Origin of the sequence: Bradyrhizobium sp. HKCCYLRH3061 (assembly GCF_051168015.1) — a bacterium.
Classification (GTDB): domain Bacteria; phylum Pseudomonadota; class Alphaproteobacteria; order Rhizobiales; family Xanthobacteraceae; genus Bradyrhizobium.
In genome coordinates this window covers 167093-193397 of sequence record NZ_JBNPUE010000003.1, presented here as the reverse complement: position 1 = coordinate 193397, position 26305 = coordinate 167093, and the positions used below count along the sequence as shown (strand labels likewise).

24 protein-coding genes and 1 pseudogene are annotated in these 26305 nt (G+C 67.4%); 11 read left to right on the top strand and 14 right to left on the bottom strand.

What is annotated here, in order from left to right:
• The first annotated feature begins 4 nt into the window (after positions 1-4).
• On the top strand, positions 5-1576 hold the full coding sequence (locus ACQR2C_RS07635; RefSeq protein ID WP_434880848.1) for an MFS transporter: 1572 nt from the start codon (positions 5-7) through the stop codon (positions 1574-1576).
• A 15-nt stretch (positions 1577-1591) separates the two neighbouring features.
• On the opposite strand, the gene ACQR2C_RS07630 is transcribed toward ACQR2C_RS07635, so the two are convergent.
• On the bottom strand, positions 1592-2410 hold the full coding sequence (locus ACQR2C_RS07630; protein ID WP_316180955.1) for an LssY C-terminal domain-containing protein: 819 nt from the start codon (positions 2408-2410) through the stop codon (positions 1592-1594).
• Positions 2411-2616: 206 nt separating this feature from the next.
• On the bottom strand, positions 2617-2919 hold the full coding sequence (locus ACQR2C_RS07625; protein WP_315800323.1) for a hypothetical protein: 303 nt from the start codon (positions 2917-2919) through the stop codon (positions 2617-2619).
• 285 nt (positions 2920-3204) lie between these two features.
• On the opposite strand from ACQR2C_RS07625, the gene ACQR2C_RS07620 reads away from it, so the two are divergent.
• From ACQR2C_RS07620 to ACQR2C_RS07600, 5 genes are all read left to right on the top strand, one after another.
• Positions 3205-3930, top strand: coding sequence for a sulfite exporter TauE/SafE family protein (locus ACQR2C_RS07620; protein WP_316180958.1), 726 nt, complete (start codon positions 3205-3207; stop codon positions 3928-3930).
• A gap of 19 nt (positions 3931-3949) precedes the next feature.
• Entirely contained in the window at positions 3950-5449 is a 1500-nt protein-coding gene (gene radA, locus ACQR2C_RS07615) for a DNA repair protein RadA (RefSeq protein ID WP_316180959.1), read from the top strand.
• A gap of 173 nt (positions 5450-5622) precedes the next feature.
• Positions 5623-6249 carry a CvpA family protein gene (locus ACQR2C_RS07610; RefSeq protein WP_315712460.1) on the top strand — a complete coding sequence of 209 codons (627 nt, stop codon included), beginning with the start codon at positions 5623-5625 and terminating at the stop codon, positions 6247-6249.
• Positions 6250-6272: 23 nt separating this feature from the next.
• Entirely contained in the window at positions 6273-7805 is a 1533-nt protein-coding gene (gene purF, locus ACQR2C_RS07605) for an amidophosphoribosyltransferase (protein ID WP_316180960.1), read from the top strand.
• 207 nt (positions 7806-8012) lie between these two features.
• Positions 8013-8759, top strand: coding sequence for an SDR family NAD(P)-dependent oxidoreductase (locus ACQR2C_RS07600; RefSeq protein WP_434880847.1), 747 nt, complete (start codon positions 8013-8015; stop codon positions 8757-8759).
• Positions 8760-8987: 228 nt separating this feature from the next.
• Here ACQR2C_RS07600 and ACQR2C_RS07595 read toward each other — a convergent pair whose 3' ends face one another.
• From ACQR2C_RS07595 to ACQR2C_RS07585, 3 genes are read right to left on the bottom strand one after another with little or no spacing between them, the layout of a single operon-like run.
• A complete protein-coding gene (locus ACQR2C_RS07595) occupies positions 8988-9290 on the bottom strand; it encodes a hypothetical protein (RefSeq protein WP_316180963.1) in 303 nt (100 codons plus the stop codon).
• Positions 9291-9325: 35 nt separating this feature from the next.
• A complete protein-coding gene (locus ACQR2C_RS07590; protein WP_316215620.1) occupies positions 9326-10567 on the bottom strand; it encodes a patatin-like phospholipase family protein in 1242 nt (413 codons plus the stop codon).
• Positions 10564-11496, bottom strand: coding sequence for a DUF3313 family protein (locus ACQR2C_RS07585; protein ID WP_315800330.1), 933 nt, complete (start codon positions 11494-11496; stop codon positions 10564-10566). Before ACQR2C_RS07585 ends, ACQR2C_RS07590 begins: the two co-directional genes overlap by 4 nt.
• A 161-nt stretch (positions 11497-11657) precedes the next feature.
• Here ACQR2C_RS07585 and ACQR2C_RS07580 point away from each other — a divergent pair, with 161 nt between their 5' ends.
• On the top strand, positions 11658-12317 hold the full coding sequence (locus ACQR2C_RS07580; protein ID WP_316180966.1) for a TetR/AcrR family transcriptional regulator: 660 nt from the start codon (positions 11658-11660) through the stop codon (positions 12315-12317).
• Positions 12318-12568: 251 nt separating this feature from the next.
• Positions 12569-13795 carry an ABC transporter substrate-binding protein gene (locus tag ACQR2C_RS07575; RefSeq protein WP_315800332.1) on the top strand — a complete coding sequence of 409 codons (1227 nt, stop codon included), beginning with the start codon at positions 12569-12571 and terminating at the stop codon, positions 13793-13795.
• 88 nt (positions 13796-13883) lie between these two features.
• On the opposite strand, the gene ACQR2C_RS07570 is transcribed toward ACQR2C_RS07575, so the two are convergent.
• The 8 genes and pseudogenes from ACQR2C_RS07570 to ACQR2C_RS07535 form a co-directional block, all read right to left on the bottom strand.
• On the bottom strand, positions 13884-15140 hold the full coding sequence (locus ACQR2C_RS07570; protein WP_434880846.1) for a TCR/Tet family MFS transporter: 1257 nt from the start codon (positions 15138-15140) through the stop codon (positions 13884-13886).
• A 29-nt stretch (positions 15141-15169) separates the two neighbouring features.
• A complete protein-coding gene (gene der / locus ACQR2C_RS07565; RefSeq protein WP_316215618.1) occupies positions 15170-16540 on the bottom strand; it encodes a ribosome biogenesis GTPase Der in 1371 nt (456 codons plus the stop codon).
• A gap of 82 nt (positions 16541-16622) precedes the next feature.
• Complete coding sequence (locus tag ACQR2C_RS07560; protein WP_315800335.1) at positions 16623-17159, bottom strand: hypothetical protein; 537 nt, start codon at positions 17157-17159, stop codon at positions 16623-16625.
• A gap of 46 nt (positions 17160-17205) precedes the next feature.
• Entirely contained in the window at positions 17206-17859 is a 654-nt protein-coding gene (locus tag ACQR2C_RS07555) for a tetratricopeptide repeat protein (protein WP_316180972.1), read from the bottom strand.
• A 177-nt stretch (positions 17860-18036) separates the two neighbouring features.
• Positions 18037-19629: pseudogene (locus ACQR2C_RS07550) on the bottom strand (class I adenylate-forming enzyme family protein).
• Positions 19630-19794: 165 nt separating this feature from the next.
• Positions 19795-20619, bottom strand: a complete 825-nt coding sequence (panB, locus tag ACQR2C_RS07545; protein WP_316180976.1) for a 3-methyl-2-oxobutanoate hydroxymethyltransferase — start codon at positions 20617-20619, stop codon at positions 19795-19797.
• Positions 20620-20621: 2 nt separating this feature from the next.
• Positions 20622-21206 (bottom strand): NnrU family protein, encoded by a 585-nt coding sequence (locus ACQR2C_RS07540; RefSeq protein ID WP_315800339.1) that lies wholly within the window; start codon positions 21204-21206, stop codon positions 20622-20624.
• Between the two features lie 276 nt (positions 21207-21482).
• Complete coding sequence (locus tag ACQR2C_RS07535; RefSeq protein ID WP_434880845.1) at positions 21483-22076, bottom strand: hypothetical protein; 594 nt, start codon at positions 22074-22076, stop codon at positions 21483-21485.
• A 162-nt stretch (positions 22077-22238) separates the two neighbouring features.
• Between ACQR2C_RS07535 and ACQR2C_RS07530 the strand changes: the two genes are divergently transcribed.
• The 3 genes from ACQR2C_RS07530 to ACQR2C_RS07520 all read left to right on the top strand — a co-directional run bounded on the left by ACQR2C_RS07530 (position 22239) and on the right by ACQR2C_RS07520 (position 24320).
• Entirely contained in the window at positions 22239-22967 is a 729-nt protein-coding gene (locus tag ACQR2C_RS07530) for an aspartate/glutamate racemase family protein (protein WP_315800341.1), read from the top strand.
• Positions 22968-23049: 82 nt separating this feature from the next.
• Positions 23050-23916 carry a S1C family serine protease gene (locus ACQR2C_RS07525; protein WP_316215615.1) on the top strand — a complete coding sequence of 289 codons (867 nt, stop codon included), beginning with the start codon at positions 23050-23052 and terminating at the stop codon, positions 23914-23916.
• Positions 23913-24320 (top strand): response regulator transcription factor, encoded by a 408-nt coding sequence (locus tag ACQR2C_RS07520; protein WP_316215614.1) that lies wholly within the window; start codon positions 23913-23915, stop codon positions 24318-24320. The genes ACQR2C_RS07525 and ACQR2C_RS07520 overlap by 4 nt, the downstream gene beginning before the upstream one ends.
• A gap of 158 nt (positions 24321-24478) precedes the next feature.
• Here ACQR2C_RS07520 and ACQR2C_RS07515 read toward each other — a convergent pair whose 3' ends face one another.
• A complete protein-coding gene (locus tag ACQR2C_RS07515; RefSeq protein ID WP_316215613.1) occupies positions 24479-26098 on the bottom strand; it encodes a peptide chain release factor 3 in 1620 nt (539 codons plus the stop codon).
• Positions 26099-26305 lie beyond the last annotated feature (207 nt).

Sequence of the window (26305 nt, the reverse complement as noted above, 5' to 3'; positions counted from 1 at the left end):
GGGAATGATGACGGTGCACGAGATGGCGAATGCGCGGACTGACCAGAGTCTTCCGCCGGCGGATTCGCCGACGTCGAAGCGCATTCGCTGGCTGATCCTCCTGACCGTCTCCGGCGCGCTGGCGCTCGTCGTCGTCGACATGACTGTGCTCTATACGGCGCTGCCCAGCCTGACCCATGAGCTCGGAGCAACCGCCTCGGAGAAATTGTGGATCGTCATGGCCTACGGGCTCGTCGTCGCCGGCCTGCTTCCCGGCTTCGGCTCGCTCGGCGACCGCGTCGGGCACAAGAGGACATTCGTCGCCGGCCTCATCGTCTTCGGACTGGCCTCGGTCGTCGCCGCCTATTCGCCGACCGCCACGATCCTGGTTGGCGGACGCGTCCTGCTCGCGATCGGCGCCGCGCTGATGATGCCGGCGACGCTATCGATCATTCGCATCACCTTCTCCGATGACCACGAACGGGCGCTCGCCATCGCGATCTGGGGAGCCGTTGCGTCCAGCGGGGCTGCGGTCGGCCCCTTGGTCGGCGGTGTCCTGCTGGAATATTTCTGGTGGGGCTCGGTCTTTCTGATCAACGTGCCGCTCGTCGTCCTGGCGCTGGTCGCCGGCCTGCTGCTGATTCCTGCACCGGCCGATCGTGCTCAGCGCGACTGGGACCTCCTCGGTTCAGTGCAGGTGATGGCCGGGCTGATTGGTTTCGCCTACGTCGTCGAGGAGCTCGGCAGTCGCCAGTCTTCCTATGTCGTCATTGCCGGCACGGCTGTCGCGACGGTCATCATGTTGACGGTGTTCGTACGCCGTCAATTGCGTCTTGATGATCCTTTGCTCGACTTCACCTTGTTCCGAAACGTCGAGTTCACGCTCAGCGTGATCACCGCGATCGTGGCTTCACTTGCCATTGCGGGGACGGAGCTCGCGATCAGCCAGCGCCTGCAACTGGTCCTCGGCTACTCGCCGCTGCAGGCGGCATTGTACATCCTGCCGGCGCCGCTCGGTGCCTTCATCGGCGGCCCGCTCGCGAGCCTCATGCTCCGCCGCGTGGGAGCCGCCACCACGATGTCCGGCGCGTTGCTGATCGCCGGCATCGGCGCGGCCGGCTACCTGCTCTGCTACAACGCCAATCTGGCCCTGCAATTGGTCTGCATCGCGATCAACGGGCTCGGGCTCGGCGCATCCATTGCCGCCGCCTCCAACGCCGTGATGAATCACGCGCCTGAAGGCCGCGAAGGCATGGCCGCGTCGATCGAGGAGGTGTCGTTCGAGCTCGGCGGCACGATCGGCATCAGCATTTTCGGGAGCATCCTGTCCGGAGTCTATACGGCGTTCATGGTTCTGCCCGACGGCCTCGGCATTCCCGCCGTTGCGCGCGACAGCATCGACGAGGCGCTGATCGCCGCCGAGCGGCTGCCAACCGAACTCGCTGCCATCGTCACCTCGCACGCTCACCGCGCCTTCGATCAGGCGTTCCTGACTGTCGTCACCGTGGCGATGCTCGTCCTGCTCGGCACCGCCTTCCTGGCCCGGCCCCGGGCAGAACGAACGCCATTGAAAGGGGCTCGTCAGCGTGTCCATTAGACAGACGACGGCAAATCATGTGTCGTCGTCTGCGGTGGAGACCAACAGGCTCGCCAACGCAATGTCTCCGTCCGTCACGTAGTGATTGACCCGCTCGGGGAGGCTCTGACCAGCTTTGTACAGCTCCACGGTCTCGATCGATCGTGTCCTGATCAGTTCGGCCATGATGTAGTCCCGCTCGGCGTTGACATCCGGATCGGTGGCGTGCGTGACCTGAAACGTCAATCGGGTGAACGACAGGCCGGTGTCCTTCGTGCCGGCGCCGACCCACAGAGCGGATTCATCGACCGCCGGCTGATCGGCGTTGGACCAGAAATCGCCTGCATTCCAGGTTTGCTCTGCGTGTGCCAGGCCAACAGCCCAGAACCTGACGTGATGGCGCTTTCGCGGGCTGTTGCCGATGGCTTTCTGAAAGCCGATATCCTGGCCGCGCCCGAACAGATAGAGCGTGCTGAACGGAGCGGCGGGGTAAGGCGCATCGAGGACAAAGGCGCGGATCATGGCCCAGGAGCTCGTCAGGCCCAATCGGTCCGCTTCAGACCAACCGACCGCAGCAAAGCTTGCGCGAAGCTGTTGGAGCGTCCCGACCAGGGCGAGATTGACGGGGTCGCCGGGCAATCCATCCCCCGTGATCGTGTAGCTGGGCACTCGCCGCTTCTGAAGAATCCTGAGGCTCAACCGGATCACGCGTGGCAGAACGACATAGGCCGCGAACGCGTAGCTGACGCCGACTGCGGCAATCCAGGGCAGCCTGCGGTTCGCGGTCTCGAACACCACGAAGACGATCAGCCAGACCGTGAAGATCCCCAGCCCGGCGACCAGCACGCGTTGCATGAGGCGTATGAGCAGTCGCACTCGATCGGTCCGGCGAAAGGAAGTGAGCGGCAGTCGGTGGTTTCGGGAAGGTGTCCGATCTTCATCACAATGGCAACACACCGCACCTGAACGCATGAAACGGCCCAGCCGGCGGCGTTTCGACCAGCTCGTCCACGCTCGGTGGCTCGACATCCGCAGTCCAACGCAATCGGACTGCGCAGGGCTTAGGCCGACAGCCGCTCGGCGTTGGCCGCGACATAGTCCCGATAGAGATCGACGACTGCCGCCGGGCTCGCGCCGGCCATCAGCTTCGCCGTCGCCTCCAGGGCTGCGGCGATCTTTTCGCTGACCATCAGCTCAGCCTCCTCGCCCGCATCGGCTTCGCCGCGCGCGAACTTCTCCAGCCGGAGCCGGATGACCTCGCCGGCTTCCATGGCCAGCATCGCAGCCGTGAACCAGGGGAACTCCGCATCGGCGGTTGCCGTCATGGACGGCCGCATCTGCAAGGACATTGGCGTTTTGCTCATCGTCATCGTCCGAGAACATCAGCGGACCTGCGAGGAATACGCTTCAACTTTTAATGATGCGGACGCACAATCATCGCCGATTTCGAGTCGGCTCGAACGAGCCGTTAACCACGGGACGCATCTCTCCGACTCCGTCATTGCGAGGAGCCCCTCGAGTCTCGCCTGCGGCGAGCCCGAGGGCAGGCTCCGCGACGACGCAATCCAGGGGCACGCACAGCCTGGATTGCTTCGCTTCGCTCGCAACGACGCGGAGAAAGATCTCGTCCGAGCGCGGAGACGATCTTCTTGGGCTTCCTCTTCGTGCTCGCGGTCGGCCTCGTGGCCGGCACCTTGTCCGGTATCGTCGGCACCGGCTCGTCGATCATGCTGATGCCGGTGCTGACCTATGAATACGGGCCGAAGGAGGCCGTGCCGATCATGGCGGTCGCCGCCGTGATGGCGAACCTGTCGCGCATCCTGGCGTGGTGGCGCGAGGTCGACTGGCGCGCCTGCGCGGCCTATTCGGTCACCGGGATTCCGGCCGCCGCACTCGGCGCGCGCACCTTGCTGATCCTGCCGTCGCACGCCGTCGACATCACCATCGGGCTGTTCCTGATGGCGATGGTGCCGGTGCGGCACTGGCTGGCGCGGCACGATCTCAAGGCCAACCTCTGGCATCTCGCGACCGGCGGTGCCGTGATCGGATATCTGACCGGCATCGTGGTCTCGACCGGGCCGCTGAGCGTGCCGCTGTTCCTGTTCTACGGGCTGTCGAAAGGCGCCTTCCTCGCCACGGAGGCCGCGAGTTCGCTTGGGCTCTACGTGTCCAAATCCATCACCTTCCAGCGCTTCGGCGCGCTCACGCCGGACATCCTGCTGAAAGGTTTGATCGCCGGCGGCTCGCTGATGGCCGGCGCCTTCGTCGCCAAGCGCTTCGTGCTGCACATGAAGCCGGACGTGTTCCGCGTGGTGATGGATGGCATCATGCTGGCCGCCGGCCTAAGTATGTTATGGAACGCCACCCACTCCTGACCGCACCGATTCTCACCTCATGGCCAAGACCACACTCTCCTTCGTCTGCCAGAACTGCGGCGCGGCCTATTCGCGCTGGCAGGGAAAATGCGAGGCCTGCGGCGAGTGGAACACGCTGGCGGAGGAAGACACGACGGGGGCAACCTCGGCGCCGGTGTCGCTGCGCTCCAAGCGCAAGGGCCGCACCTTCCAGCTGGAATCGCTGACCGGCAAGACCATCGACGCGCCGCGGCTGTCGTCGGGCATGACCGAGCTCGACCGCGTCACCGGCGGCGGCTTCGTGCGCGGCTCGGTGCTGCTGGTCGGCGGCGATCCCGGCATCGGCAAATCGACGCTTCTGACCCAGGCGACCTCGATGCTGGCGCGCGCGGGCCATCGCGCGGTCTACATTTCCGGCGAGGAAGCTGTCGCCCAGGTGCGGCTGCGCGCCGAGCGCCTCGGGCTTGCGGATGCGCCGGTACAACTGGCGGCTGAGACCTCGGTCGAGGACATCATCGCGACCCTGTCCGAGGGCGGCGTGCCGCGGCTGATCGTGATCGATTCGATCCAGACGATGTGGACCGACACCGTGGAATCGGCCCCGGGCACGGTGACCCAGGTGCGCGCCTCGGCGCAGAAGCTGATCAGGTTCGCCAAGAAATCCGGCGCGGCCATCATCCTGGTCGGCCACGTCACCAAGGACGGCCAGATCGCCGGCCCCCGGGTCGTCGAGCACATGGTGGATGCGGTCCTGTCGTTCGAGGGCGAGGGCTCGCAGCAGTTCCGCATCCTGCGTTCGGTCAAGAATCGCTTCGGCCCGACGGACGAGATCGGCGTGTTCGAAATGACCGGATTGGGTCTGCGCGAGGTCACCAACCCGTCCGAGCTGTTCCTGTCGGAGCGCGATCTCGGCAGCCCCGGCACGGCGGTCTTTGCCGGCATCGAGGGCACCCGCCCCGTGCTGGTCGAAATCCAGGCCCTGGTGGCGCCGACCTCGCTCGGCACGCCGCGCCGCGCCGTGGTCGGCTGGGATCCGAGCCGGCTGTCGATGGTGCTGGCCGTGCTGGAGGCGCATTGCGGCGTCAAGCTGTCGGGCCACGACGTCTATCTCAACGTCGCCGGCGGCCTGCGCATCAACGAGCCGGCGGCGGATCTCGCCGCGGCCGCAGCTCTGGTCTCGTCACTGGTCAACGCGCCGCTGCCGCCCGATGCGGTCTATTTCGGCGAGATTTCGCTGTCGGGCGCGGTCCGACCGGTGGCGCAGACCTCGGCACGGCTGAAGGAGGCCGCCAAGCTCGGCTTTTTGCGCGTGGTGCTGCCGGAGCGCGCCCGCGGCGAGGCCGGCGGCGACGCCGGGCTCAGCCTCAATACCGTCGGCGGGTTGACCAGCCTGGTGGCCGACATCGCCGCGCGCGGCACGCCTCGTGCCCGCCATGAGACGACCCGGCAGGGCGACGATGACGGCGACCACGGCCGCCGCGGACCGCGCCCTGCCGAAAAAAATGCCACACCAGCGAGATTCCGCCGCCAGGACGGCTAGCCGGACCGTGACGTTCGCGTGACTCGCCGCTATACAACGCCGCAACCGGTCGCCCACACGGGATCGTGCAGCGTCCGGACTTGCCGGGGAACCTCGCTGTCCTCCACCTGGAGGGGCGGTCCTCCGTCGATTCGAAGCGAACCTTGGACCTGTGAAGCGGACCTGAGCAGCCGATGCCGATAACGATCCTCGATCTCATCCTGCTCGGCGTGATGCTGGTGTCGGGGCTGCTCGCGATGGTCCGCGGCTTCATGCGCGAGGTGCTGTCGATCGCGGCCTGGGGCGCGGCCGCCCTGGTCACGCTTTATTCATTCTCCAAGCTGCTGCCGACCGCGAAGACCTATTTCAACAACGATACCGTCGCCAGCGTCGTCGTCGTCGCCGGTACTTTCGTGGGCACCCTGCTCATCGTCTCGGTGATCACGGTCAAGATCTCCGACATGATCCTCGATTCGCGCATCGGCGCGCTGGATCGCACCCTCGGATTCCTGTTCGGACTGGGCCGCGGCCTGCTGATCGTCGTGGTCGCGTTCCTGTTCTTCAGCTGGCTGGTGCCGGACAAGCAGCGCCCGGACTGGGTCACCGGCGCCAAATCCCGCGTCGTCCTGCAGGGAACCGGGGATTGGCTGATGTCGCTCTTGCCTGATGATCCCGAGAACACCATTTTAAAGAAATTCAAGAAGAACAAGCCGGACGACGACCAGACTGACACCGAGTCGCCCGGAGCGGGCGGCGATGGGTACAGCAAGCCTGCCCGCGACAGCTTGAAGAAGCTGATCGAGAAACCCGCGGCCAAGTGAGCTCAGCCCAGAAGAGAGGCGCGATGGACCTGCACCACGATTCTTCCGGCGAAGCCCAAGCGGATACTCACGCGGATCTGGACTTCGGACCTCAAGCCTACCTCAGAGACCCAGACCTGGACGGAGACACGCTGCGCGAGGAGTGCGGCGTGTTCGGCATTTATGGGCATAGCGATGCCGCCGCGATCACTGCGCTGGGCCTGCATGCGCTCCAGCATCGCGGCCAGGAAGCCGCCGGCATCGTCTCCTATGACGGCGCGCGCTTCCACAGCGAGCGCCGCCTGGGCCTGGTCGGCGACACCTTCTCCCGCCGCGAGGTGATCGAGCGCCTGCCCGGCAACGCCGCGGTCGGCCATGTCCGCTATGCCACCACCGGCGCCACGATCCTGCGCAACGTGCAGCCGCTGTTCGCCGAGCTCAATGCCGGCGGCTTCGCGGTCGGCCACAACGGCAACCTCACCAACGGGCTCACGCTCCGCCGCGAGCTGGTGCGCGCCGGCGCCATCATGCAGTCGACCAGCGACACCGAGGTGATCCTGCATCTGGTGGCGCATTCCCGCCGCACCAATTTCATCGACCGCTTCATCGAGGCGCTGCGCGCGCTCGAAGGCGCCTACTCGCTGGTCTGCATGACCAACAAGAAGCTGATCGGCGCCCGCGATCCCCTGGGCATCCGTCCGTTGGTCTATGGCGAGCTCGAAGGCTGCCCGATCCTGGCCTCGGAGACCTGTGCGCTCGACATGATCGGCGCGCGCTACATTCGCGACATCGAACCCGGCGAGGTCGTGATCTTCGACGAGACCGGCGCGCACAGCCACAAGCCGTTCCCGCCGAAGCCGGCACGTCCCTGCGTGTTCGAATACATCTACTTCGCCCGTCCCGATTCCGTCGTCGGCGGCCGCTCGGTCTACGAGGTGCGCAAGGCGTTCGGCGCCCAGCTCGCGCGCGAGAGCCATCCCGAGGTCGACGTCGTCGTGCCGGTGCCGGATTCCGGCGTGCCGGCGGCGATCGGCTACAGCCAGCATTCCGGCGTGCCGTTCGAGCTCGGCATCATCCGCAATCACTATGTCGGCCGCACCTTCATCCAGCCGACCCAGGCGATCCGCGAATCCGGCGTGCGCATGAAGCACTCGGCCAACCGCGCCGCGATCGAAGGCAAACGCATCATCCTGATCGACGACTCGCTCGTGCGCGGCACCACCTCGCGCAAGATCGTGCGCATGATGCGCGACGCCGGCGCCACCGAGGTGCATTTCCGCCTGGCGTCGCCGCCGATCCTCTACCCCGACTATTACGGCATCGACCTGCCGGATCGCGGCGGCCTGCTCGCGGCGACGCATTCGCTCGAGGAGATGCGCCAGCTGATCGGCGCGGACTCGCTCGCCTTCCTGTCGATCGACGGCATGTATCGCGCGATGGGTGAGCCCGCCCGCGACCCGGCAGCGCCGAAATATGCCGACCACTGCTTCACCGGCAGCTATCCGACCCATCTCACCGACCAGTCACTCGTCGAGCCGCCCCAGCAGCAGCTCTCGCTGCTGGCGGAAGCGAGCTGAGGCTCTTTCCACACGCCGTCGTTCCGGGGCGATGCGCGGTTGCCCGTCGTCTCTGCGAATGCCAGGACCATAGCCACCAGCGATCGTTGGGCGGCTAGGACTAGCCACGACGGTCCAACTCCCTCATAACCGCCGAGGAGTACGGGTCCCGGCTCCGGGCGCGCAATCGTGCGCCTGGCCCGGACGACGTCTGAGAGAATAGCGGCCATGACCACCCTTCCCCTCGCCAACCGGATTGCCCTCGTCACCGGCGCCTCGCGCGGCATCGGCCATGCGACCGCCCGCGTGCTGGCGCGCGCCGGCGCGCATGTTGTCGCCGTCGCCCGCACCCAGGGCGGGCTGGAGGAGCTCGACGACGAGATCCGGAAAGAGACCGGCAACGGCGCCACCCTGGTGCCGCTCAGCATGACCGACAGCGACGGCATCGCCCGTCTTGGCGCCGCGCTGCATGAGCGCCATGGCAAGCTAGACATCCTCGTCGGCAATGCCGCCGTGCCCGGCCCGTCCTCGCCGCTCGGCCATATCGACCTGAAGCCGTGGAACGACGTCGTCGCCGTCAACCTCTCAGCCAACTTCCAGCTGATCCGCTGCATGGAGCCGCTGCTGAAGGCCTCCGACGCCGGCCGCGCCGTGTTCCTCACCTCAGGCGCCGCCCACAAGGCCCAGGCCTATCTCGGCCCCTACGCCGTCACCAAGGCCGCGCTGGAGACGCTGGCGCGGGTGTGGGCGCACGAGACCGAGCGCACGCCGCTGCGCGTCAACCTGTTCAGCCCGGGCCCGATCCGCACCCGCATGCGCGCCACGGTCTTCCCCGGTGAAGACCCGATGACGCTCGAGACGCCCGAGCAGGTCGCCGACTTCATCGTGCCGATGTGCCTGCCGTCCTGGACCGAGACCGGCAAACTGTACGAGTACAAGACCCGCACGCTGAAGAGCTTTCAGCCGCCGGCGTGAGGTCATTGTTTGCCCCGCCGTACGGCGACCGCCGGTACCCATAGCCACCGGCGGTCGTGGTGGGCGACGATGACGACGCAGACCGTCTTACCCAACACGCATCACGCGGTATCCGTCCCGGCGTTCGCCGGGACGACAGCGGCGGACGTGGTCGGCACCACGCCTCTCACGCACGACGCGTCAACCCGTTCGTACCCCGACCACTTGTGAGCCGATCTGCGTCGGCAGCTATTTCGGAGCAGGACTCGCCGCCGCAGGCTTTGCGGCAGCGGGCTTCGCGGGGACGGGCTTCGCCGCGGCAGGCACCTGACGATCGCGCACCGCCGTCAGCTCCTTGCGCAGCTTTTCCTGCTGCTCCACCGACAGCACCGGACGCTGCTCGTCATGCGGCACGTCGTTCACCGGGAGATAGTTGTACGTGTTGCCGTACTGCGCCGTGTCGGATGATGGCGTCGTGCCCGAGGTCGCGCAGCCGCCGAGCAGCACGGACGTCAACAGCGCCGCGCTCCCGAGCACTGAACGCCAGGGCATGGGCCGCGTCAATCGCAAGCAGGTCCGGCGGAAGCTCATCGCGCGGCCGCTGCCATGGTGCGCGTGGTCCCCTGCGCCGTGATGCCATGCTCGTTGGATTGCAGCCCGGGCAGGCTCTTCACCCAGGGATAGCCCCGACGGCCCATGTCGAAGCCGCGATCGAACAGCGCGGTCATGTAGGTGCGATCGAACGGGCCGTCGGCCTTGGCCTGGAAATCGGCTGGCACGCTGGCCAAGTTGAAGTCGATGCCGTTGAACCTCGCCACCGAGTAGATGCGGTAGATGTCGCCGATGCCCTGGTTCTTGATCAGGGTCGACAGCGAGCGCTGCGTCACCGAGAGCACGTCGGCGCCGACGCTGTCCCATTGCGGATCGATGCGGGCGTTGCGGATGACGTAGAGATGCGCGCCGCTCACGCTCCGGCGCGGGCCGCGGCCGGAGACGAGACGCAGCACCGACGGGCCGATGAAGACCTGCCGGGTGACGCCGCCATCGACATGCAGCTCGTCGTAATCCTTGTCGCCGATCCGCACCTTGATGCGAACCGGGGCGAAAGCGCCCGGCACGGTCGCGGACGCCAGCAGCACCTGGCGGAACAGCGCGATCGCCTCGGGCGTGTCGGCGGCCGCGATGCGGCCCATGTCCCACAGCACCGGCCGCTGCGCGTCGAGATTGGTGGTGCCGACCAGCAGCACCCTGCCCTTGCTGCTCTCGCGCGCGACATCGCGCAGGAACTCGCGATCGACATATTTCTCGATCAGCCGCGACAGCGGCGTGTTGTCGGCCAGCGCCGAGCCCTGCAGCAGGCCGGGAATGTTGACCGTGAAGATGTCCTTGCGCTCATAGGCGGTGAAGATCTCGCGCAGCTTGTCATCGTGCTCGCGCCCCAGGAAGACGAACGGCGCGATCAGCGCGCCGGAGCTGACGCCCGTCACCATGTCGAACGACGGCCGGTTGCCGGACTCGCCCCAGCCGGCCAGCAGCCCGGCGCCGAATGCACCGTTCTCGGCGCCACCGGAGATCGCGAGGAAATTCAGCGGACGCGAGATCGGGATTTCGGCCGAGGCGCGCGACATCGCGGCCTCGGCAAAGCGCGGCGCCGGCTCGTCACCCCAGTAGCGCACGTTGCGGAAGCCGACCGGGTCGGCGCTGACGGCAGCCGCTTCCGGCAGCGCGTTGCGCGGCATGACGGCTGCGCACGCCGCCAGCAGCAGCGACGCGGCGCATGCGAGCAGGATACGCGGAACCATCGCGCGGAAGGAGGCGGCAGACTTCATCGCGACGCTTGCTGCTCCACGCTTGCGATCTCCGGCGCCGGCGGCGGCACGCCGGGCTTGACCTCGTCGGCCCCCTTGTCGGTCCAGCCCGGCGGCAGGCCCAGACCGGCACCGACGAAGCCCTTCAGGCCGGGGAAGCGTCCGTACTGCTCACATGCGGCATATTTGGGAGCGCCGCCAAGCTTGGCGGGCACGCTCGACACCGAAGGCAGCGAGGCCAGCGACGGGACGCCGGAGAACGGCGACTCGCCGGTCGATACCAGCCTGGCGAAATCGGCGCCGAACTCCGAAGCGAGGTCGTAGGCGTCGCCGTCATTGGCCATGCGGGCGGTCGACACCGAGGAGGCGCCGCGCGCCCACACCATCGCGGCCTTCTGGAAGCCGGCGAAATCGCGCGCCTCGGCCTCGACGGACAGCGTGCCGAGCCCGACCGGCAACCGTGGCACCGGCACCGGGACGCCCGGTAGCGCGACGCTCTTGGCGATCGACGCCGCCTGCGAGGCGGCCGAGGCGGTCGCGTTGGTCGCCGTGGCGTGGGTGACGGTCGCCTTGATCGTCAGATCCGCCTCCTCGCCGAGCGCAACGATGCGGAAGCGCTCGCTGAGCCGCAGGCACATTTCCCGGCTGATGGCGTTGGCGACCAGCTTGCGCTCGTTCTCGTCGAAGGCGATGTCGGGACGCGGCGGAAACGCGGTCGGCTCGATCCGGATCGTCCTGGCCTCGAGCAGCTCCTTCTTGTTCGCCTTGATCTGCGCGCGCGTCACCAGGCCATTGGCGTCGGCGAGACGATCGTAATTCTTGAGCGAGCCGGCCCGCTCCAGCGGAGCGGTGGCGCAGCCGGCCGTTGCCAGCGCCAGGGAAATCAGGGCCGTCGACTTCAGCGGGGCGAGGCGCATCTTACCGGCGAGACCCATTGATAGATAGCTCACTCTAATTAAGTCTCACAAGCCGAAACGCTTGTCCAACTAAACTAGATCAAATTCTCTAGATTAGAGCGGCGCGAAATATTATTTTATATTACAAGCAGTTGGCGGAAACCCGCGAATGTGGCGAGAGTTGGCCCGACAGGACGTGTGATGAGAGACGCGTGATGAGAAAGGTCGATCCGGTCAAGCACGAGCAGAAGCGCCGGGAGATTCTCCAGGCGGCGTTGTCGTGCTTCGTCCGGAACGGTTTTCACGGCGCCAGCACCACCGACATCTGCGCCGCCGCCAAGATCAGCCCAGGCCACCTCTACCACTACTTCCCCAGCAAGGAGGCGATGATCCAGGCGCTGGTCGACCAGAACCTGAGCCACGCCGCAGCGCGCCTCCAGGCGATCCTGGCCTCACCCGACGTGATCGACGCGCTGGTGCAGGAGCTCGAGAGCACCAGCATTCATCAGCCGCAGGCCCAGGTCCTCAGCGCCGAGGCGTTGGCCGAGGCCTGCCGCAATGCCGATTTTGCCGCCATCGTCCACGCCCATGCGCGCGCGATGCGGGCGCTGCTGGTCGATTTTCTCATCAAGGCGCAGCGGCGCGGCGACGTCGATCCCCGCCTTGATCCCGAATCGACCGCCAATATTCTGTTCGCGATCGTCGACGGCGCACGCGCGCTGCCGATCCGGAATCCGAACGTCGACATCAAGAAGAGCACCGCACATCTGCGCATCATGCTGACGCGCTTCCTGCGGCCGCCCGCAGCCCCCTCGCCGGTCGGCGACAAGACCAGAAAGGCCCGCGGCTCGACGCCCATCGTCGAGCCCTCATGAGCTACCGCGCCGTGCTCAGCCGAGCATGACCTGATCGTGGAAGGCGTCGGTCACGGGCCTCATGATGAGCAACGGTATTCTTGCAGGGCCTGTACGCCCAGCGTTAACGCTCAAGCGAAACGCACAAACCTTGGGCGCGCCTCGCGCCTTTTGGCACATTGCCGCAACTCACAAGACCGGCTATCCAGGGAGACAGACGGCAAGGGGCGCCCAAGAAGCCCCGCCGTGACACGACACCAGGGAGGACTTTGATGACGACGTCTCAGGCGCGGCGGATGGCCGCGCTGCTTGCCGCCACCACGCTCAGCTTTGCCGGCTCCGCCTTCGCCGACGACAAGGTCGTCAAGATCGGCGTGCTCAACGACATGTCCAGCCTCTATGCCGACATCGGCGGACCGAACTCGGTCGCAGCCGTCAACATGGCGGTCGAAGATTCCGGCATGAAGGCCAAGGGCTGGACCATCGAGGTCATCAGCGGCGACCACCAGAACAAGCCCGACATCGGCGTCAATATCGGCCGGCAGTGGATCGACACCCAGAAGGTCGACGTGATCATGGACACGCCGAATTCCGGCGTTGCTCTGGCCATCTCCAATCTGGTCAAGGAGAAGAACTCGGTCCTGATCAATTCCGGCGGCGCGAGCGCCGACCTCACCGGCAAGGCCTGCAACGCCAACACCATCTCCTACACCTACGACACCTACATGCTGGCGAACGGCACCGGCAAGGCGCTGACCAAGGCCGGCGGCGACAGCTGGTTCTTCCTCACCGCCGACTACGCGTTCGGCCATGCGCTGGAGCGCGACACCTCGGCGGTCGTCACCGCCAATGGCGGCAAGGTGCTCGGCTCCGTCAAGCACCCGCTCAACACCGCCGACTTCTCCTCCTTCCTGCTGCAGGCACAGTCGTCCAAGGCCAAGGTCATCGGCCTTGCCAATGCCGGCGGCGACACCACCAACGCGATCAAGCAGGCCGCCGAATTCGGCATCGTCCAGGGTGGCCAGAAGCTCGCCGCGCTGCTGCTGTTCGTCAACGACGTGCATGCGCTGGGCCTGAAGGTGGCGCAGGGCCTGACCTTCACCGAGTCGTTCTACTGGGATCTCAACGACAAGACCCGCGAATGGTCCAAGCGTTTCCAGAAGGTGTCGCCAAAGGGCACGATGCCGTCGATGACGGTCGCCGGCGTCTATGCCGGCACGCTGCATTACCTCAAGGCGCTGGACGCGATGGGCGGCAATCCGCATGACGGCGCCAAGGTCGTGGCCAAGATGAAGGAGATCCCGACCGACGATCCGCTGTTCGGCAAGGGCCCGCTGCGCGCCGACGGACGCCGCCTGATCCCGGCCTATCTGTTCGAGGTCAAGAAGCCGGAAGAGTCCAAATATCCGTGGGACTACTACAAGCTGATCGCGACGATCCCGGCCGAGGACGCCGCCAAGCCGCTCGAGGCCAGCGAGTGCCCGCTGGTGAAGAAGTAATCGTCCCGCATCGGTCCGGGCTGGCGCGCCAGCATCAGTCCGGACCCACGCACATTGCCGATGCGCCGTCGCGCGCATCGGGATGATGTCAGGAGGCGGCCTTCGCTTTCGCGAGCGTCCGCAGCGCGATCACGATCGCGACGATCATCAGCCCCGACGCCAGCAGGAACGGCGCGCCGGGCAGATGCACGGGCGCAGTGGCCCCGATGAAATAGGCGAAGCTCAGCGTGAACAGGAACGGCCCCGTGAGCTGGGCCACGCTCTGCACGCTCGATGTCGCGCCCTGGAGTTGGCCCTGCTTGTCCGGCGCCACCAGCCGGGTCATCAGCGCCTGCAACGCCGCGCCCGAGACGCCCCACAGCGCCATCACGGGAATGCCCAGCCAGCTCAGCGGTCCGGTCGGCGCCACGCCGAAAATGAAGAAGCCGACCAGCCCCGCGGATAGCCCCAGCATCAGCGCGCCGCGCTCGCCGAACACGCGCACGATCAGCCCGACCGCGCCGCCCTGCACGATCATCGCGCAGACGCCGACCATCGCCAGAGTGAGGCCGACGGTGCGCGTGTCCCAGCCGTAGCGATAGGTCGCGTACAGCACGAAGGTCGACGGCAGCACGACATGGGCGAGCTGGGTGATGAAGTTCACGGTCGACAGTCCGGCCAGGATGCGGTCCGATGCCAGCAGCCGCAGCGCCCCGAGCGGGTTCGCCGTTCGCCACCGGAATGGACTGCGCCGTTCCGGCTTCAGCGACTCCGGCAGCACCAGGAAGCCGTAGAGCGCGTTGGCGAAGCTGAGCCCCGCGGCCGCCCAGAACGGCAGCCGCGGATCGATGTCGCCCAATAGTCCACCGGTGGCGGGACCGAGCACGAAGCCCGCGCCGAACGCGGCGCCGATGCGGCCGAAGATCGCGGCGCGGCGGTCCGGCGGCGTCAGGTCGGCGATGTAGGCGAAGGCAGTGGAGATGCTGGCCGAGGTGACGCCGGAGATCAGCCGCCCGACGAACAGCCAGGCGAGCGACGGCGCCAGCGCCATCAGCACATAGTCGGCGGCGAGGCCAAAGTTCGACAGCAGGATCACCGGCCGCCGGCCGAAGCGGTCGGACAGGCTGCCGAGCACCGGCGAAAACACGAACTGCATCAGCGCCCACGCGGTGCCGAACAGCCCGAAGATGCGTGCCGCCTGCGCGGTGTCGTTGCCGACGAAGCTCTCGATCAGCTTCGGCAGGATCGGCATGATCAGCCCGAGCGCGAGCATGTCGAGCAGGATGGTGACGAAGATGAAGGCGACCGCGCCGCGGCGCGGGGCCGGCGCATTTTCGGTCGCGACGCTCGGCGGGCTTGCTTCCATGGCCGGACCGCTTCCGCTCCCGCGACTGATCAGTTCGGCCGCTTGCGCTTGTGCGCGAACGGGTTGGCCTTCTCGCGCAGGGTGATGCGCACCGGCGTGCCCGGCAGCTCGAAGGTCTCGCGCATCGAGTTGGTGAGATAGCGCAAGTAGGATTGCGGGATCGCGTCGGCGCGCGAGCAGAACAGCACGAAGCTCGGCGGCCGCGCCTTGGTCTGGGTGATGTAGTTCAGCTTGAGCCGGCGGCCCGACACCGCCGGCGGCGGATTGTCGGCGATCGCCCCCTCGAACCAGCGGTTCAGCGCCGCGGTCGGCACGCGCCGGTTCCAGACCGCGTAGGCCTCGACGATCGCCTGCATCAGCCGGTCGATGCCCTCGCCCATCAGGCCCGACACCGCCACGATCGGCGCGCCCGCGACCTGCGGCAGCCAATGGTCGGCGTCGCGGCGCAGCATCGAGATCTGGCCGGGCTTGGCCTCCATCAGGTCCCATTTGTTGACCGCGATGACGAGCGCGCGACCCTCGCGCTCGATCAGGTCGGCGATGCGCAGATCCTGCTCCTCGAAGCGGTTCTGCGCATCCATCATCAGCACGACCACCTCGGCGAAGCGCACCGCCCGCAGCGCGTCCGCCACCGACAGCTTCTCGAGCTTCTCCTCGATGCGCGAGCGCCGGCGCAGGCCTGCGGTGTCGTAGATGCGGAAGCCGCGGCCCTTCCATTCGATCTCGACCGCGATCGAATCGCGCGTCGTCCCGGCCTCGGGGCTGGTCAGCAGCCGCTCCTCGCCGAGCAGATGATTGATCAGCGTCGACTTGCCGGCATTGGGACGGCCGACGATCGCGACGCGGATCGGACGTGCGGCGCGCTCCTCGTCGGTCTCCTCGCGCTCGTCGTCCTCGTCGTCCGTGGGCGGCACGAGCTTGCTGACGGCGTCGTAGAGCTCGCCCATGCCCTCGCCGTGCTCGGCCGAGATCTGGATGGGATCGCCGAGGCCGAGCGCATACGACTCCATGGCGCCGAGCTCGCCATGCTTGCCCTCGCTCTTGTTGGCGAGCAGCAGCACCGGCTTGTCGGCGCGGCGGGCGAAATCGGCGAAGGCGCGGTCGGCGGGCGTCAGGCCGATGCGGGCATCGATGACGAAGAACAGCGCATCGGCGAGCGCGATCGCGGTCTCGGTCTGCTCCTGCATGCGCGCGGTCAGCGAGCCCTTCGGGCCCTCGTCGAGGCCGGCCGTGTCGATGATCGTGAAATGGAGATCGCCGAGCTTCGCTTCGCCCTCGCGGCGGTCGCGCGTGACCCCCGGCATGTCGTCGACGAGCGCCAGCTTCTGCCCGACCAGACGGTTGAACAGGGTCGACTTGCCGACATTGGGCCGGCCGATGATGGCGATGGTGAAAGGCATGATGATCCGTGCGCGTGAGCGCGCAGCTTTAGCGCATTCGGCCGCAAAACCGAACGGGCGATCAGTCGATTCGCGACTGAGATTAACGGCTGAAGGAGCCGCTCGGCATCGGCGCCGGGAAGCCGCCGCCCGAGCTCTGGGCGGCCGGCGGCTGCGCCGGGGCCGTGTCATCCGCCGGCGGTGCGGTGGTGCGGCGGCGCACGATCTTCTTCGGCTTCGGCGCCGGCGGAACGCCGGCGGCGCCCTGCTCGACCGCAGCGGCCTCGCCGTCCTGCGGATCGGCCGTGGTCGGGTTGCTCACGGCGGCCTGCTGCCGGCCCTTGGCGCCCTTCTTGCCCTTGGGCTCCTCGGCCGGGGGCGCCGGCATCGCCTCCTGGGCGCCTGGATCGGTCATCGGCTGCTGCTGCGCGCCCTTGTAGAGCTCCTTCGGCACGCCCTGCTCGAGACCCGGCACGCCCTCCGGGAACACCGGCTTGCGGTCGCCCGGCAGCTTCTTCTTGGTGTCGAGGAAGTCGAGCATGTCCGAGGGGTCGAAGCTTCCCCCGCTCGCGCAGCCGCCCAGCACGCCGGAAAGCGCAATGAGGACCGTGAGGGCAATGGCACGTTGGGCGCGGCGCATGATCGTCGTTCCAATCAACTCGGTTTCGCCGTCGCGCGATCCGCGATCAGCTCTTGGCGACTGCAGGCAACAGCGCCTGCAGCGCTTCGGCGCGCGAGCGCAGGCCCGGCGGGGTCTCACCATCCAGCGCAATCATGTCGAGCCATTGACGGGTCGCGGCGGCATCGTTGGCCTTCCACGCCGACAGCGCCAGCAATTCGCGGGCCGCGTGGCGGAACGGCGCACCAGGCGCCGTTTCGCCTTCGAGGCGCTGCTTGAGGTCCGCGTAAGGCGCCGTATCGGCCAGCAGGCCTGCCGCGCGCAGCCGCGCCATCGACTGCTGCTCGGCCCCGATGCTGCGGTCGGCAGCAAGCTCGTCATAGAGCTTCACGGCCGCCGCCTTGTCGCGCATGGCGGCCTCTGCGGCCTGATGGAAGCGGGCCAACGTGCGGTATCCCGATGGGGCCGTGGCCGCGACATCCGCAAAGGCCTTTTCCGCCTCGGCATGCTTGTTCTGCTCGGAGAGCTCGAGGGCCTTGTTGAAGGCCGAGCCCGCCTCGGCCGCCTTCTGGCCTTCCAGGTATTGGTAGCCGCGCCAGCCGCCAACGCCGGCGATGATCAGCACGGCCAGGGCGATGATCAAGATCGAGTAGCGGTCCCACAGCTTCTTGAGCTGTTCCCGGCGGACCTCCTCGTCTACTTCATCAATAAAATCAGACACCTAAGGACATCCAATCAGGTTCGCTGCGAACGCGCGCGCATGGCTTCGAAGGGCCGCGCGAGCGGCCCGTTGCCCACGCGCCGGCGCCGATACCGCATCGGCATGGCGGTGGCAAGGCGAGTCCAGCCGAATCAAGGCGTTACTCCCCGGTTCTGCCACAGGGTCCGAACGCGGCTATCACGCCGTCAAGGCTTCGCGCAACTGCCGTTTCATCACCTTGCCGTTGGCGTTGCGCGGCAGGGGGTCCGCGGTCACGGTCAGGGTTTCCGGAACCTTGTAATCCGAGACCCGCTCGGCACACCAGCTGCGCAGCGCCTCGGCGCTGATCGGCTCGCGGGTCACGACCACCGCGTGCACGCGCTCGCCGAGCACGGGACATGGCCGGGCGACGATCGCGCTCTCGACCACCGCCGGATGGCTCGCCAGCACCGATTCGACCTCGGCCGAGTAGATCTTCAGCCCGCCGCGGTTGATCATGTCCTTCTGCCGGTCGAACACCCGGACGAAATTGTCGGCGTCGACGGAGCCGAGATCGCCGGAATGCCAATAGCCGGCGGTGAAGCTCTCGGCCGTGGCCTTGGGATTGTTCCAGTAGCCCCTGATGACCTGGCCGCCGCCGATTCAGATCTCCCCGATCTCGCCGCGCGGCAGTTCCCGCCCCTCCCCGTCCATGACCAGGATGCTGGCCCCTGGACACGGCAGCCCGACGCTGTCGATATGGCGCCCGGTCAGATCCGAGGGCATCAACGTTGCCGGCGAGGTGGTCTCGGTCGAGCCATAGGCATTGACCAGCCGCAGACCCGGGATCTTGGCGGCCAGCCGCTCGATGGTCGCGACCGGCATCGGCGCGCCGCCGAAGCCGCCGATCCGCCACGACGAGAGATCGTGGCTGTCGAAGTCGCGCTGCAGCAGGCAGAGATTGTACATCGCCGGGACCATGACCGTGTAGGTCACGCGCTCGCGCGCGGCGAGCTTCAGATACTCGCCGGCCTTGAACTCCGGCATGATGATCAAGGTGCCGGCGCAGCGCGCCATGCTGGTGATGTTGGCGACGACGCCGGTGACATGGCCGAGCGGCACCGCGGCGATCGAGCGGTCGGCTGGCGTCAGCCCCAGGCAGGCCTCGTAGATCATCGAGGAGTGGATGATGTTGCAATGGGCGAGCATCGCGCCTTTCGGCCGACCGGTGGTTCCGGAGGTGTAGAGGATCATCGCGGTGTCCTCTTCCGCCACCTCGACCCGAGCCTCGTGCGCGGCATGATCGGCCAGCGCTGCAAAATCCGATCGCGCTGGACGATCATCGACGGCAATGCGCCCCGCCAGCTCCGGCGTCTCTGCAGCAGCCGGCAACCGGTCCGCCAGTGCCGCCTCGTGCAGCAGCAGCTTGGCGCCGCAATCCCCCAGCACATAGGCGATTTCCGGGGTCTGCTGCCGCGTCGACAGCAGCACCGTGATCAGCCCGAGCTTGGCGGCAGCGAACAGCGTGAGCACGAACTCGATGCGGTTGCCGAGCAGCAGCGCCAGCCGATCGCCCTGGCGCAGGCCCCTCGCCTGCAGCCCGCCGGCGATCCGCGCGGCGGCCTCGGCGACCTCGCGCCATGACAGCCGCACGGCCCCGCAGACCAGCGCCTCGCCGTCGCCGTTGCGCGCCGCGGCCTCCTCGACCATGGCCCAGATGTTCGCCGGCCGCTCCGTGAACAGCGGCACCACGCGATCGCCAAAACGGGCTTCGCGCCGCATCGGCGGCGTCACATAGGTCGACCAGTCCATGGCATTTCCCCGAGCTTGGCTTTTTTGTCGTTGTTTGCCGCGATGCGGACCAGCCAAGCATAACCATCGGGCGATGCGCTTGGCTATCTCCGGCAGCGCCGGAGATAGCGCAGTGCCGCCGCGCGCATCACGGCTGCAACGCGACGACCAAGCGAGAGGCGCCCGTCAGGTCTTGGACTTCATGCCGTAGACATGTTCCGCCGCCGGAAACACACGGCTACGCACGTCGGCCGCGTAGCGCTCGACCGCCTCGTCGATCGCCGGACCGAGATTGCCGTAGCGGCGGACGAATTTCGGCGCGCGTGGCGACAGGCCGAGCATGTCCTCCAGCACCAGCACCTGGCCGTCGCAGGCGGCGCTGGCGCCGATGCCGATGGTGGGGATCGCGATCTGCTGGTTGATCTTGCGCGCCAGCGGCTCGGCCACGGCCTCGATCACAACCGAGAACGCGCCGGCCTGCGCGATCGCCGCAGCGTCGCTCTCGATCGCGGCCCAATCCGCCTCGTCGCGGCCCTGCGCGCGGAACGAGCCGAGCGTGTTGATCGATTGCGGCGTCAGGCCGACATGGCCCATCACCGGAATGCCGCGCTCGCTGAGGAAGGCCACCGTCTCGGCCATCCGCACCCCGCCCTCGAGCTTGACCGCGCCGCATTGCGTCTCCTTCAGGATCCGCACCGCCGCATGAAACGCCTGCTCCTTCGACGCCTCGTAGCAGCCGAACGGCATGTCGACCACCACCAGCGCCTGGCGCGAACCACGCATCACGGCGCGGCCCTGCAGGATCATCATCTCCAGGGTCACCGGCACGGTGGTCTCGAAACCGTGCATCACGTTTCCAAGGGAATCGCCGACCAGGATCACATCGCAATGGCGATCCACCAGCGCCGCGGTATGGGCGTGGTAGGACGTCAGCATCACGATCGGCTCGCCGCCCTTGCGGGCGCGGATCTCGGGAGCCGTCTTTCGGCGGACCGTCGACTGCACCGACATCGCTACCCCCCAATGACCGGAATGCCGAGCACGACGGGATGGAACGCGAAGGCCAGCGCCAGATAGACGACGATGCCGACCACCACCGCGATCACGTCGTTGCCGACGCCGCCGACCGGGATCGGTGGGCCGCCGGCGTCAGCGCGCCGCTTCAGCGAAATGCGGTCGAACACCGCCCAGGCCAGGATCGAGCCGAACAGGATGATGCCGCCGAGGTCGCCATTGGCGAGCAGATGCCCGAACGCCCACAGCTTCACGCCCGCCAGCATGGGGTGCTTCAGCACGGTGTAGATGCGGCCGCGGATGTAGGCGGCGACCACCATGATGACGGCCGGCAGCATCAGCGCGAGATTGATGTGCTTGAGCGCCTTCGGCGGCGTCCAGACCTGGATCCAGCCGCCGCTGCGGTAATCGGCAAAGCCCCACACGATCAGGACGAGGCCGGCAAGGGCCACGACCGTGTAGACCAGCTTGTACGTGCCCTCGCCCAGCCGCGCGATGACCTGCGCGCGCGCCTCGCGCCGGGTCGTGAACACATGGGCGCCGAGAAACAGCACCAGCCCCACCACCATCACCAGAAGTCCCACGGCGTCCCCCTTCGCTTGCACGCGACCTGTGCGTGGGCATCGGTATCATTTCCGGGGGCGGCCTCGCAACGTGGCCTGCATTTTCGAGGTGAGGCGCCAAGCGCCTCAGCCGTCATTCCGGGGCGGCTCGCAGAGCCGAACCCGGAATCTCGAGATTGGCTTGCGTTCTTGCAGGCAATCGCGAAATTCCGGGTTCGACGCTAACGCGTCGCCCTGGAATGACGATGGGCGCGAGACACGGGGCGGTCGAGAGGTCGTGCCCAGCGGGCGAAGCCATCACCGCTCCGACGTGTTCTTCAGATCACGATTCTCGACATAGCGGATCGCGATCGGCCGGCCGGCGAGCGCGCCGCCGAGCCCTTTTGTGAACTTCAGCGGCAGGCAGCCGTCGAGCGAGGCATTGATCGTCTTCAGATAGGTCGCGCGCGTGTCGGCCGGGGCGCCTGATGTTGCGAAGGTCACGCGCGGCGGCGCGATCAACTCGCCGGTCCGCTTGAAGCTGAAGCGCACCGTCATCTGCATCCCGGCGCGGGCGTTGTCCTCCGGCGGCGGCGTCCAGCATGCACGCAGCGCTGCAAACAGATCGCCGATCGTGTCGAGATCGTGATCCGGCTTCTGATATTTGGCTTCCTGATCCTTGGCGGGCCGGCTCTCGATCGTCAGTTGCAGGTTCTGGCCATAGGGATAGTTCATCTCGGGAATGCAAGGCCACGGCCCGTAGACGCTGCAGAACGACGGCGTGCATGGTCCCTCGTCGAGCACGCTGCACGGTGTGTGCGCGAACGGCACCGGATTGATCTGCTGGCGGCGCGCGTCGGCGGTGGCCGGAGCGGCTACCATCAACAGGACGAGCACGACGACACGGAGCATGGGACTCTCGGGCTGGAATGGACTCCAAGCTGGATCCGATCGCAGAATTCGCAAGCTCAATCCCGTTCACGTCTGCGCGTTCCCGCATCGCGAACGGCCCTCGACCGTGCCTGCGGAACTCGGCTAGAACACGGCAGGATGCGACAACGGACGGACGCGACGATGAGCCACAGCGAGACCGTGATCAACGTCATCAACCCGAACATGACGGTGACGATGACCGAATTGATCGCCAAGGCGGCCCAGGCCAGCGCAAGCCCGTCGACGCGGATCGTCGGCCGCACCGCGCGGTTCGGCGCCGCCTCGATCGAGGGGCACTACGACGAGGCGATTGCCGCGGTCGGCATGCTCAAGGAGATCGAAGCCGGCGACGCCGAGGGCTGCCACGCCCATGTGATCGCCTGCTTCGGCGATCCCGGCCTGCTCGCCGCGCGCGAATTGTCGGGCGTGCCGGTGCTCGGCATCGCGGAAGCCGCGATGCATGCGGCGAGCTTCGTCGCCACCCATTTCAGCATCGTAACCACGCTGTCGCGCACCAAGGTGATCGCGGAGCACCTCGTGCGCAACTACGGCATGGAGCAGCATTGCCGCAAGGTGCGCGCGGTCGACGTCGCCGTGCTCGATCTCGACAAGCCCGAGGCCAATGTGCGCGGCACGCTGCTCGGCGAATGCCGGGCGGCGCTGCGCGAGGACGGGATCGGCGCCATCGTGCTCGGCTGCGCCGGCATGGCCGATCTGGCGCGCGATCTCTCGACCGAGCTCGGCATTCCCGTGATCGACGGCGTCGCCGCCGCCGTGCGCTTCGCCGAGGCGCTGGTCGGGCTGGGGCTGAAGACGTCGAAACACGGCGATCTCGCGTTTCCGCTGCCGAAGTCGCGGAAGACGCTCTGAGTTCAACTCGTAGCCTGCCCATCCGGGGAGTTCCGAAACGCCGACCGACGCTCCACATTGGGATCAACCCATGGAGCCCTCGATGTCCGATCTGTCCACCCTCTCCTCGCTCTCATCAGCGCTTTCGACGACCGTCGCCGCGGTCGCACCGTCTCTGGTCTCGGTCCACTCGCACCGCTTGCGCGCCTCCGGCTTCGTCTGGAAATCAGGCCTCATCGTCACCGCCGATGAGGCGCTGGCCGATGAAGGCGACGTCACTATCGTCTTCGCCGACGGCACCACACGTCCCGCCGGGATGGCAGGCCGCGATCACACCACCGACATCGCCCTGCTCCGCTTCGATGGCGGCGCGGCGGCGCCAGTCAAACTCTCCGGCGAGGTGCCCGCGCTCGGCTCGCTCGCGGTCATCGCCGCCGCCGACCAGGGCGCACCGGTCGCAGCGCTCGCCATGGTCTCGAAATCCGCCGGCCCGTGGCGCAGCCTGCGCGGCGGCGACATCGATGCGCGGATCGAGCTCGACACCGGGCTGCGCCACAGCTCCGAAGGCGGCCTCGTGCTCGACGCTGCAGGCCACGCGATCGGCATGGCCGTGCGGGGCCCGCGCCGCACGCTCGTGATACCCGCGGCCACGATCGAGCGGGTCGCCAGCAAGCTCGAGACGAATGGTCGCATCGCGCGCGGCTATCTCGGCGCCGGCCTGCAGCCGGTCCGGCTCGACGACGGGCTCGGTGCGATGATCATGAGCCTCGACAAGAGCGGCCCGGCCGCGGCCGCCGGCCTGCGCCAGGGTGACGTCATCACCGCTCTCAACAAGGAGCCGTTCAGGGGCATGCGCGCGATGATGCGCGAACTCGGTCCGGACAGCGTCGGCGCCGTCGTCGAGGTCGCAGCGCTGCGTGCCGGCGAGCCGGTGCAGTTCGCCCTGACCATCGGCGAGAGGCCGGCGTGAGCGAGGAGGCGCGCGGGCCGATCAGGATCGCAATCGCGGTCGACGATGCCGAGCTCGCCGACCGGCTGGCGGCGCTGCTCGGCGATGTCACGGGCCTGACGCTGGTCGCCCCCGGCGAGAGCGCCGACGTCGCCATCGCGCCATTGCATGGCAGTGATGAGACGCACAGCGGCGACGACAGGATCGACGGCCAGGCGATCGATGATTTTCAGCTCACCGCGCGCGAGCGCGACGTGCTGGCGCTGATGGCCGAGGGCCGCTCCAACAAGGAGATCGCCCGCAGCCTCGGCATCTCCGTGCATACCGCGAAATTCCACGTCGGCTCGCTGCTCGACAAGCTCGACGCCACCGGGCGAACGGATGCGGTGGCGCACGCGGCAAGGCGCGGCATCATCGAGCTGTGAGCAGCCCCGAGTTTTGCAGGGAACTCTCTCCCCACGTCATTCCGGGGCGCCCGCAGGGCGAGCCCGGAATCCATCGGGCGACAGAACCAGAGGCAAGATGGATTCCGGGCTCATCGCTGCGCGATGCCCCGGAATGACGGCTGACAACGGAGCCAGCCTCACGCCTTCTTCTTCACGTCCTTGACGTTGGAGAACACGATGCCCTCCGCGCGCTCCTTGGTGTAGCCGAGATAGAACTCGTTCTTGGCCAGGAACACGGGGTCGCCATCGACGTCGTCGGCGACGCCGGAATTGTTGGCGGCGATGAACGCCTCGAGCTTCTTCTTGTCGTCGCAGGAGATCCAGCGCGCCAGCGAGAACTCGGAGATCTCGAACTCGACCGGCAGTGAATATTCCGCATCGAGCCGCGCCTTGAGCACGTCGAGCTGCAGCGGTCCGACCACGCCGACCAGCGCCGGCGCGCCATCGCGCGGACGGAACACCTGCACGACGCCCTCCTCCGACATCTGCTGCAAGGCTTCCTTGAGCTTCTTGGCCTTCATCGCATCGGTGAGGCGGACGCGGCGGACGATTTCCGGGGCGAAGCTCGGCACGCCGACGAAGGTCAGGTCCTCGCCCTCGGTCAGGGTGTCGCCGATGCGCAGGCTACCGTGGTTGGGAATGCCGACGACGTCGCCGGCGAAGGCCTCGTCCGCGACCGAGCGGTCCTGCGCGAAAAAGAATTGCGGGCTCGACAGCGGCATGGTCTTGCCGGTGCGCACCAGCTTGGCCTTCATGCCGCGGTTGAGCTTGCCCGAGCACAGCCGCGCGAACGCAATGCGGTCGCGATGGTTCGGGTCCATGTTCGCCTGGATCTTGAAGACGAAGGCGCTCATGCGCGGCTCGGCGGCGTCGACCTTGCGCAGGTTGGACTCCTGCGCGCGCGGCGACGGCGCGTAGCGGCCGAGACCTTCCAGGAGATCGCCGACGCCGAAATTGCGCAGCGCGCTGCCGAAATAGACCGGCGTCAGATGGCCCTCGCGGAACGCCTCCAGGTCGAACGGCTTGCAGGCTTCCTTGACCAGCTCCAGCTCGTCGGTGATCTGGCTCATGTCGAGATTGGCGTTGAGCTTGCCGAGCTCGGAGATCGCGATCTGCTGTGCCGCGCCGGTCTTGGCGCCACCGCCTTCGAGCAGGCGCACGCCGCCGTCTCTGACGTCATAGGTGCCGATGAAGTCGCGGCCGCGGCCCACGGGCCAGGTCATCGGTGTGGTGTCGAGCGCCAGCGTCTTCTCGATCTCGTCCAGCAGGTCGAAGGTGTCGCGGCTCTCGCGGTCCATCTTGTTGATGAAGGTGATGATCGGGATGTCGCGCAGGCGGCAGACCTCGAACAGCTTGCGCGTGCGCGCCTCGATGCCCTTGGCGGCGTCGATCACCATGACGGCGGAGTCGACTGCGGTCAGCGTGCGATACGTGTCCTCGCTGAAGTCCTCATGGCCCGGCGTGTCCAGCAGGTTGAAGACGAGGCCCTCGAACTCGAAGGTCATCACCGACGTGACGACCGAGATGCCACGCTCGCGCTCGATCTTCATCCAGTCCGAGCGGGTGTTGCGGCGCTCGCCCTTGGCCTTGACCTGGCCGGCGAGGTTGATGGCGCCGCCGAACAGCAAGAGCTTCTCGGTCAGCGTGGTCTTGCCGGCGTCCGGATGCGAGATGATGGCGAAGGTGCGCCGGCGCGCGACCTCATCGGAGAGCGCGGAGCGGGACGGCTGTTCAGTGGTGACGGCGGAATCGGACATGAGGCGGCGGACGTCGTTTTGAGGCCGGAGAGCGGCGATGTACGGGAAAGGCGCGGGCTCACGGCCGCCGCGCGCCCTCCATATAGGCGTTTTGCACCGCAACTCCAACCGGGGAGTTACCCGGCGGCTGATGGGCACGCCGGGGCTGGCTCCCCGGCCCGCCGCCGTCCTTCGAGACGCGCGCCAGGCGGCGCGCTCCTCAGGACG

What these genes read in the sequence shown, in the direction of transcription:
- ACQR2C_RS07635 (WP_434880848.1), top strand. Translation starts at nt 5, where the DNA reads ATGATGACGGTGCACGAGATGGCGAATGCGCGGACTGACCAGAGTCTT.
- ACQR2C_RS07630 (WP_316180955.1), bottom strand. Translation starts at nt 2,410, where the DNA reads ATGCAACGCGTGCTGGTCGCCGGGCTGGGGATCTTCACGGTCTGGCTG.
- ACQR2C_RS07625 (WP_315800323.1), bottom strand. Translation starts at nt 2,919, where the DNA reads ATGAGCAAAACGCCAATGTCCTTGCAGATGCGGCCGTCCATGACGGCA.
- radA (WP_316180959.1), top strand. Translation starts at nt 3,950, where the DNA reads ATGGCCAAGACCACACTCTCCTTCGTCTGCCAGAACTGCGGCGCGGCC.
- ACQR2C_RS07610 (WP_315712460.1), top strand. Translation starts at nt 5,623, where the DNA reads ATGCCGATAACGATCCTCGATCTCATCCTGCTCGGCGTGATGCTGGTG.
- purF (WP_316180960.1), top strand. Translation starts at nt 6,273, where the DNA reads ATGGACCTGCACCACGATTCTTCCGGCGAAGCCCAAGCGGATACTCAC.
- ACQR2C_RS07600 (WP_434880847.1), top strand. Translation starts at nt 8,013, where the DNA reads ATGACCACCCTTCCCCTCGCCAACCGGATTGCCCTCGTCACCGGCGCC.
- ACQR2C_RS07595 (WP_316180963.1), bottom strand. Translation starts at nt 9,290, where the DNA reads ATGCCCTGGCGTTCAGTGCTCGGGAGCGCGGCGCTGTTGACGTCCGTG.
- ACQR2C_RS07590 (WP_316215620.1), bottom strand. Translation starts at nt 10,567, where the DNA reads ATGAAGTCTGCCGCCTCCTTCCGCGCGATGGTTCCGCGTATCCTGCTC.
- ACQR2C_RS07580 (WP_316180966.1), top strand. Translation starts at nt 11,658, where the DNA reads ATGAGAAAGGTCGATCCGGTCAAGCACGAGCAGAAGCGCCGGGAGATT.
- ACQR2C_RS07575 (WP_315800332.1), top strand. Translation starts at nt 12,569, where the DNA reads ATGACGACGTCTCAGGCGCGGCGGATGGCCGCGCTGCTTGCCGCCACC.
- ACQR2C_RS07570 (WP_434880846.1), bottom strand. Translation starts at nt 15,140, where the DNA reads ATGGAAGCAAGCCCGCCGAGCGTCGCGACCGAAAATGCGCCGGCCCCG.
- der (WP_316215618.1), bottom strand. Translation starts at nt 16,540, where the DNA reads ATGCCTTTCACCATCGCCATCATCGGCCGGCCCAATGTCGGCAAGTCG.
- ACQR2C_RS07560 (WP_315800335.1), bottom strand. Translation starts at nt 17,159, where the DNA reads ATGCGCCGCGCCCAACGTGCCATTGCCCTCACGGTCCTCATTGCGCTT.
- panB (WP_316180976.1), bottom strand. Translation starts at nt 20,619, where the DNA reads ATGTCGGTGCAGTCGACGGTCCGCCGAAAGACGGCTCCCGAGATCCGC.
- ACQR2C_RS07535 (WP_434880845.1), bottom strand. Translation starts at nt 22,076, where the DNA reads ATGCTCCGTGTCGTCGTGCTCGTCCTGTTGATGGTAGCCGCTCCGGCC.
- ACQR2C_RS07530 (WP_315800341.1), top strand. Translation starts at nt 22,239, where the DNA reads ATGAGCCACAGCGAGACCGTGATCAACGTCATCAACCCGAACATGACG.
- ACQR2C_RS07525 (WP_316215615.1), top strand. Translation starts at nt 23,050, where the DNA reads ATGTCCGATCTGTCCACCCTCTCCTCGCTCTCATCAGCGCTTTCGACG.
- ACQR2C_RS07515 (WP_316215613.1), bottom strand. Translation starts at nt 26,098, where the DNA reads ATGTCCGATTCCGCCGTCACCACTGAACAGCCGTCCCGCTCCGCGCTC.